Below are 5852 nucleotides of genomic sequence, written 5' to 3' on the forward strand. Positions count from 1 at the left end.
GAGCCACGCGGCCCCATCGAGACCGAAGCAGCACGCCGCCTCGCCGACGACCTCAACGATCAGTAATCAGCTAATTACCCCACACTTTCTCAGGCCGGACGCTGCGGGGCCCGGGTCTGCGGGACCAGGCAGAAGGGGTGGCCGGCCGGGTCGGTGAGCACCGTCCAGCGTTCGTGCCGGGCCTTGACCTCGGCGCCGAGCGCGGCCGCGGCGGTCTCGGCGGCGGCCAGGTCGGGGACGTCGATGTCGAGGTGGAGCTGCTGCGGGTGGGCCGGGTCCGGCCAGATCGGCGGACGGTAGTCCTCCACCCGCTGGAAGCCGAGCACCCGGCCGTCGGGCAGGTGGACGGTGGACCACTCCCCGTCGAGCGACCAGCGCGGGTCGGGGCGGTCGACCTCGCCGCCGAGCAGGGCGGCGTAGAACTGGGCCAGGCCCGCCGGGTAGTGGCAGTCCAGCACCACGCACTGCAGTGTGCCGATCATCGTGTTCCCCGTTCCGCTCGTGGGCAGCCGCTCCTCCCAGGATGGCGCATCGGCGCGGCGGGTGGCGGTTCATCCGGCGGGGGCGGTGTCCGCGCAGGTGGGGGGCGGTTCCGACGGATCGTCAGGTGGCGCAATGGTGCGGCAACGAAAACCGGGGCCGCCCGGCCCCGGGGCTGCCGCCGACAGCGCGGCCGAGGGCTGCGGGAACGGCTGGCGGACGGAGCCCATCGGAGGTCCGTGCTGCTGCGTGCCTGAAACAGAACCCGAAGCAGACGCACTGGGCGGCAGTGCACAGTCCGCAGCCACGGCCTCGCCGTTCCCCGAGCCCCTGGCGGTGCTCTCTTGCGGGGCTCTCCCGTCAGACCGTCAGACCCCGGCTGATCAGGTCGATCAGGGCGAAGGCGAACAGCGAGATGCCCACGAACCCGTTGGTGGAGAAGAACGCCCGGTTCAGCTGGGACAGGTCGTGCGGCTTGACGATGGTGTGCTCGTAGACGAACGCCCCGGCCACCACGGCGAGCCCGCACCAGAAGAAGGCGCCCGCGTCGGTCAGCACCGCGTACCAGGCCAGCAGCGCGGTGGTGATCGCGTGGCAGACCCGGGCGCCGGTGATCGCGGCGGGGATGCCGAACCGGGCCGGGACGGAGCGCACGCCCGTGCCGCGGTCGGCCGCGACGTCCTGGCAGGCGTAGATCAGGTCGAAGCCGCCGATCCAGATGCCGACCGCGAGGCCGAGCACCACCGCCTCCCAGGACCAGCTGCCGGTGACGGCCAGCCAGGCGCCGATCGGGCCCATCGCCTGGGCCAGGCCGAGGATGGCCTGCGGGAAGTCGGTGAACCGCTTGCCGTAGGGGTAGACCACCATCGGGACGACCGCGACCGGCGCCAGCAGCAGGCACAGCGTGTTGAGCAGCGCGGCCGAGCCGAGGAAGACCACCAGGGAGATCGCCGAGCCGACGTACGCGGTGCGCAGCGAGACCGCGCCGGTGACGAGTTCGCGGCCCGCGGTGCGCGGGTTCCGGGCGTCGATCTCGCGGTCGATGATCCGGTTGGCGGCCATCGCGAAGGTGCGCAGGCCGACCATGCAGACGGTGACCAGCAGCAGTTCGCGCCAGTGCACCGACCCGTCGGCGAGGAACATCGCGGTGAGCGCGGCGGTGTAGGCGAAGGGCAGCGCGAACACCGAGTGCTCGATCGCGACCAGGCGCAGGAAGGCCCGGGTCCGGCTCGGCGGGGCCTCGAACGCGTCGGCGGTGGTCACAGTCCGTACTCCTTCCAGCGGCGGGTGACCCTGGCCGCGGTCTCCGGGTCGGAGGTGACCATCTCGGGCCAGCCGCCGTCGCGGGTGTAGCCCTCCTCGGGGAGCTTGCGGGTGGCGTCGATGCCCGCCTTGCCGCCCCAGAACTGCTGGTAGGAGGCGTGGTCGAGGTGGTCGACCGGGCCCTCGACGACCGAGAGGTCCCGGCTGTAGTCGACGTTGCCCAGGGCCCGCCAGGCGACCTCCTGGTAGTCGTGCACGTCGCAGTCGGCGTCCACCACGACGATCAGCTTGGTCAGCGACATCATGTGGGCGCCCCAGATGGCGTGCATGACCTTCTGCGCGTGCTTGGGGTACTTCTTGTCGATCGAGACGATCACGCAGTTGTGGAAGCCGCCGGCCTCGGGCAGGTCGTAGTCGACGATGTCCGGGATGATCACCTTGAGCAGCGGCAGGAAGAAGCGCTCGGTGAACTTGCCCAGCGGCCCGTCCTCGGTCGGCGGGCGGCCGACCACGATGGACTGCAGCAGCGGGCGGCGGCGCATCGTGACGCAGTCGATGGTCAGCGCCGGGAACGGCTCCTGCGGGGTGTAGAAGCCGGTGTGGTCGCCGAACGGGCCCTCGGGCAGCAGTTCGCCGGGCTCCAGCCAGCCCTCCAGCACCACCTCGGCGTCCGCCGGGACCTGCAGCGGGACGGTCTTGCAGTCGACCATCCGGACCCGCTCGCCCGCGACGAACCCGGCGAACAGGTACTCGTCGATGTCGCCGGGCAGCGGCGCGGTGGCGGCGTAGGTGACGGCGGGCGGGCAGCCGAAGGCGATCGCGACGGGCAGCTTCTCGCCGCGCTTGGCGGCCACCGCGGCGTGGTTGCGGCTGTCCTTGTGGATCTGCCAGTGCATGCCGATGGTGCGCTTGTCGTGCCGCTGCAGCCGGTAGAGGCCGAGGTTGCGGACGCCGGAGTCCGGGTCCTTGGTGTGGGTGAGCCCGAGGTTGAAGAAGGAGCCGCCGTCCAGCGGCCAGGTGAACAGCGCGGGCAGCTGCTCCAGGTCGACGTCCTCGCCGGTGAGCACCACCTCGTGGACCGGCGCGTCGGCGGACTTCACGTTCCGCGGCGGGACGTGCGCCATCGAGGCGAGCTTGCCGAACGCCTCCCGGAAGCCGGTGAAGCCCTGCGGCAGTTCCGGCTTGAGCAGGCCGCCGATCTTCTCGGCGATGTCGTCGGGCGACTTGAGGCCGAGCGCCTTGGACAGCCGCCGCTCGGTGCCGAAGACGTTCATGGCCAGCGGCATCGCCGAGCCCTTGACGTTCTCGAACAGCAGCGCGGGGCCCTTGGCCTTCTGCACCCGGTCGACGATCTCGCCGACCTCCAGGTAGGGGTCGACCTCGACCTTGATCCGTTTGAGGTCGCCCTCCCGCTCCAGCGCCCGGAGGAAGGAACGGAGATCGTCGTATGCCATACCTGTCAGTATCCGGTACGGGCTACCCTGAGCCCGCCAAGGGTCCTGTTCGAACCTTCCCGGGAGTTCTGCGCTGTGCTGAGAGTCGTGCCCGCGGTGGCGCTGCTGGCCCTGTGGGTGTGGGCGTTCATCGACTGCCTGACCACCCCGGAGGACGAGGTCCGCCACCTGCCGAAGGTGGCCTGGGTGATCGTGGTGCTGTTCTTCCCGCTGGTCGGCTCGATCGCCTGGCTGGTGGCCGGCCGCGACCGCACCGGTGCCCGCAGCCGGTCGGCCCGGCCGTCCGGCCCGACCGCCGGGCGCCCCGGGCACGGGCGGCCGCTGGCCCCGGACGACGACCCGGAGTTCCTGGCCTCGCTGAAGCGCGGCAACGAGCAGCACGAGGACCTGCTCAAGCAGTGGGAGGCGGACCTGCGCCGCCGCGAGGAGGAGCTGCGCGGGGACGAGGGCCGTCCGGGGGACGGCGACCACCCCAAGGGCTGATCACGCCTTTTGGCGCATCCCTACCATCCGGGCCTGTGCCGGAGCTCCCGCACGGGGCCGTCGGCCCGTGTGCGCCCCCACCGACTCGGCGCCGGACGGCGGCCTGCGCGCACCCGTCATCTTGCCGCTGACCTGCCAATTCGACCGTTCCGCCACCCCCTGCCCGGGAGGGGCGCGGCCCCCCTCCGGAAACGGCCCCGCGCTGGGCCCGTGCGCCCCCCTATGTGGAGCCTGTACAGCGATCGGGTCCCGACCTTGTACGGATTCGACGCCGAGGGCGGGGCGCACTGACTCGTACTGTCGTAGCAGTAGAGGTGTTCGCTGCCCCACGCGAGCTTGGAGTGGTTCGAGATGACGGTCCTGCACGATGCGCCGGTCGGCGGCGAGACTCCGGGCGACGCCCGCAGTCGGGTCGCCGAGTTGCACGAGCTGCGCGAGCAGGTCCGTCGCGGTCCCAGCGAGAAGGCGACCGAGGCGCAGCACGCCAAGGGCAAGCTGACCGCCCGCGAGCGGATCGACCTGCTGCTGGACGAGGGTTCCTTCCACGAGGTGGAGCCGCTGCGCCGGCACCGCGCGCAGGGCTTCGGCCTGGAGGCGAAGAAGCCGCACACCGACGGCGTCATCGTCGGCTGGGGCACCGTGCACGGGCGCACCGTGTTCACCTACGCGCACGACTTCCGGATCTTCGGCGGCGCGCTGGGCGAGGCCCACGCGCAGAAGATCCACAAGATCATGGACATGGCCATCGCGGCCGGCGCGCCGCTGGTGTCGCTGAACGACGGCGCCGGCGCCCGGATCCAGGAGGGCGTCACCGCGCTGGCCGGCTACGGCGGCATCTTCCAGCGCAACACCCGCGCCTCCGGCGTCATCCCGCAGATCTCCGTCATGCTCGGCCCCTGCGCCGGCGGCGCCGCCTACTCCCCGGCCCTGACGGACTTCGTGTTCATGGTCCGCGAGACCTCGCAGATGTTCATCACCGGCCCCGACGTGGTCCAGGCCGTCACCGGCGAGAAGATCACCCAGAACGGCCTCGGCGGCGCCGACGTCCACTCCGCGGTCTCCGGCGTGTCGCACTTCGTCTACGACGACGAGCAGTCCTGCATCGAGGAGGTCCGCTACCTCCTGTCGCTGCTGCCGCAGAACAACCGGGAGATGCCGCCCTCGGTGGCCGCGGAGGACCCGGTGGACCGCCGCAACGAGAGCCTGCTCGACCTCGTCCCGGCCGACGGCAACCGCCCGTACGACATGCGCAAGGTCATCGAGGAGGTCGTCGACCACGGCGAGTTCCTGGAGGTCCACGAGCGCTGGGCGACCAACGTGATCTGCGCGCTGGCCCGCATCGACGGCCACGTGGTCGGCCTCATCGCCAACCAGCCGCAGTCGCTGGCCGGCGTCCTGGACATCAACGCCAGCGAGAAGGCCGCCCGCTTCGTGCAGATGTGCGACGCCTTCAACATCCCGCTGGTCACCATGCTCGACGTCCCCGGCTTCCTGCCCGGCGTCGACCAGGAGCACGACGGCATCATCCGCCACGGCGCCAAGCTGCTGTACGCCTACTGCAACGCCACCGTGCCGCGCATCCAGCTGATCCTGCGCAAGGCGTACGGCGGCGCCTACATCGTGATGGACTCCCGCTCCATCGGCGCCGACCTCTCCTACGCCTGGCCCACCAACGAGATCGCCGTCATGGGCGCCGAGGGCGCCGCCAACGTCATCTTCCGCCGCGACATCAACGCCGCCGAGGACCCCGACGACATGCGCGCCCAGAAGATCAAGGAGTACAAGAGCGAGCTGATGCACCCGTACTACGCGGCCGAACGCGGCCTCGTCGACGACGTCATCGACCCCGCCGAGACCCGCTCGGTGCTCGCCTCCGCCCTCGCCATGCTCCGCACCAAGCACGCCGACCTGCCCAGCCGCAAGCACGGCAACCCGCCGATGTAACCAGCGGTCGCGCTCGCCGAAACCTTTCAGAATCAAGCTTGGGGGAGAACGGGAACCATGAACGAACCTCTCGTCCGCGTCGTCCGCGGCTCGCTGACCGCCGAGGAACTGGCCGCGCTGACCGCGGTGCTGGCCGCGCGGGCCGCGGACGACGCGGACGAGAGGTTCGTTCATGGTTCCCGTTCTCCCCCAAGCTTGATTCTGAAAGGTTTCGGCGAGCGCGACCGC

The 5852-nt window shown here is 71.0% G+C and carries 6 protein-coding genes; 3 read left to right on the plus strand and 3 right to left on the minus strand.

The genetic code is table 11. From position 1 onward, the window contains the following. Window positions 1–89: 89 nt before the first annotated feature. From ACWEO5_RS37795 to ACWEO5_RS37805, 3 genes are all read right to left on the minus strand, one after another. Window positions 90–482, minus strand: a complete 393-nt coding sequence (locus tag ACWEO5_RS37795) for a VOC family protein (RefSeq protein ID WP_452166603.1) — start codon at window positions 480–482, stop codon at window positions 90–92. Between the two features lie 358 nt (window positions 483–840). After that, complete coding sequence (gene mqnP, locus ACWEO5_RS37800; RefSeq protein WP_452166604.1) at window positions 841–1743, minus strand: menaquinone biosynthesis prenyltransferase MqnP; 903 nt, start codon at window positions 1741–1743, stop codon at window positions 841–843. Continuing rightward, window positions 1740–3197: a menaquinone biosynthesis decarboxylase gene (locus ACWEO5_RS37805; RefSeq protein WP_344553544.1), complete on the minus strand. Its 1458-nt coding sequence runs from the start codon at window positions 3195–3197 to the stop codon at window positions 1740–1742. The genes mqnP and ACWEO5_RS37805 overlap by 4 nt, the downstream gene beginning before the upstream one ends. A 75-nt stretch (window positions 3198–3272) precedes the next feature. Here ACWEO5_RS37805 and ACWEO5_RS37810 point away from each other — a divergent pair, with 75 nt between their 5' ends. From ACWEO5_RS37810 to ACWEO5_RS37820, 3 genes are all read left to right on the plus strand, one after another. Then, complete coding sequence (locus tag ACWEO5_RS37810; protein WP_452166605.1) at window positions 3273–3680, plus strand: PLD nuclease N-terminal domain-containing protein; 408 nt, start codon at window positions 3273–3275, stop codon at window positions 3678–3680. Between the two features lie 351 nt (window positions 3681–4031). After that, the gene (locus ACWEO5_RS37815; RefSeq protein WP_344553540.1) at window positions 4032–5624 is read left to right on the plus strand and encodes an acyl-CoA carboxylase subunit beta; all 1593 of its coding nucleotides are present in this window, start codon (window positions 4032–4034) and stop codon (window positions 5622–5624) included. Between the two features lie 57 nt (window positions 5625–5681). After that, window positions 5682–5852: acyl-CoA carboxylase epsilon subunit (locus ACWEO5_RS37820; protein WP_452166606.1), on the plus strand; the 171-nt coding region annotated here is incomplete at its 3' end.

Source organism: Kitasatospora sp. NPDC004272 (assembly GCF_053603035.1).